Annotated in this window: 1 protein-coding gene and 1 pseudogene; one reads left to right on the forward strand and one right to left on the reverse strand. The window is 67.3% G+C overall.

The annotated features are described in order from the left end of the window. Positions 1 to 129: 129 nt before the first annotated feature. The gene (locus tag ACH107_RS33020; protein ID WP_412509815.1) at positions 130 to 855 is read left to right on the forward strand and encodes an ATP-binding protein; all 726 of its coding nucleotides are present in this window, start codon (positions 130 to 132) and stop codon (positions 853 to 855) included. On the opposite strand, the pseudogene ACH107_RS33025 reads toward ACH107_RS33020, so the two are convergent. Further along, a pseudogene (locus tag ACH107_RS33025) lies at positions 844 to 1147 on the reverse strand (MFS transporter); the annotation flags it as partial. The gene ACH107_RS33020 and the pseudogene ACH107_RS33025 sit on opposite strands and share 12 nt — an antisense overlap.

The raw sequence follows: 1147 nt of genomic DNA on the forward strand, positions 1-1147 counted from the left end.
GCGCCACCAAACTGAAAACGCGTAAACTCAATCAAGGATGAGCCAGAGCCTCCAAACGAAAGCACGCTCTGATGTCCCAAATTATCTGAAGACGCACACGGGTTCGGCCTCGATGCGCCGGCGCCGCAGATGCCACGGCACGGCCCGCGCGAGGTGCGCGCGCTCTCGGACGCGCTGGGGCGCATGCATGCGCGCCTTACGGCCATGATCGCCGATCGCACCCGGATGCTCGCCGCGCTTGGCCACGACCTGCGGTCTCCCATCACGGCGCTGCGGGTCCGCGCAGAGATGGTCGATGATGACGAGACGCGCGAACGGATGGCCGCCACGCTCGACGAAATGCAGGAGATGGTGGACTCCACGCTGGCCTACGCGCGGGGTGTTTCAACCGACCAGCCGACGGAGGCGTGCGATCTTGTTGCGCTTGTAGGCGAACTCGCGGACGAGCTGTCCGAGACGGCTCCGCAGATCGCGGTGATGGCGTCCGAACCGGTCAGGGCCGAGATCCGCCGCACGGCGATCCGGCGCGCCCTGCGCAATCTGATGGAGAATGCGCAACGCTACGGCGGCGGGGCGCGGGTGTCGGTCACGCGGATTGGCGATCGCGCGGAAATGCTGATCGAGGACGAGGGTCCCGGCATCCCTTCGCGGGATCTGGACAAGGTCTTCGACCCCTTCACCCGGCTCGAGACCTCGCGCTCGCGCGAAACGGGCGGGATCGGCCTCGGCCTTCCGATCGCGCAGGCCATCCTGCGCGCCCATGGCGGTGACGTAGTCGTGTCGAATCGCGCAGAGGGCGGATTGCGGGCAACGATTCACCTGCCGCTGGTGCAGGGTCGCCCTTCAGAGCGGTGATGCCCAGCGGGGGTGCTGGTCATCGACCACGAAGGGATGCGCATGGCGCCGGACGCCCTTGAGATGGGGGTGGTCGAGCGGCAGGTTGTCATGGCTGTGCTCGAGGATCTCTGGATCCTCCTTTGGCCAGAGGCGCAGAGCCGATAGCGCGCCGACGCCTGCCAGCGCCGCAAGCGTCCCGAGGGCCGCGACCGGTCCGAACTGCGTCATCAGCCAGCCGGAAAGCGGATAGGTCACAAGCCAGCAGGCATGGCTGAGCGCGAATTGGGCGGCGAAGAGCGCGGGGCGGTCT

It is taken from the genome of Roseovarius halophilus (ex Wu et al. 2025) (assembly GCF_047086965.1).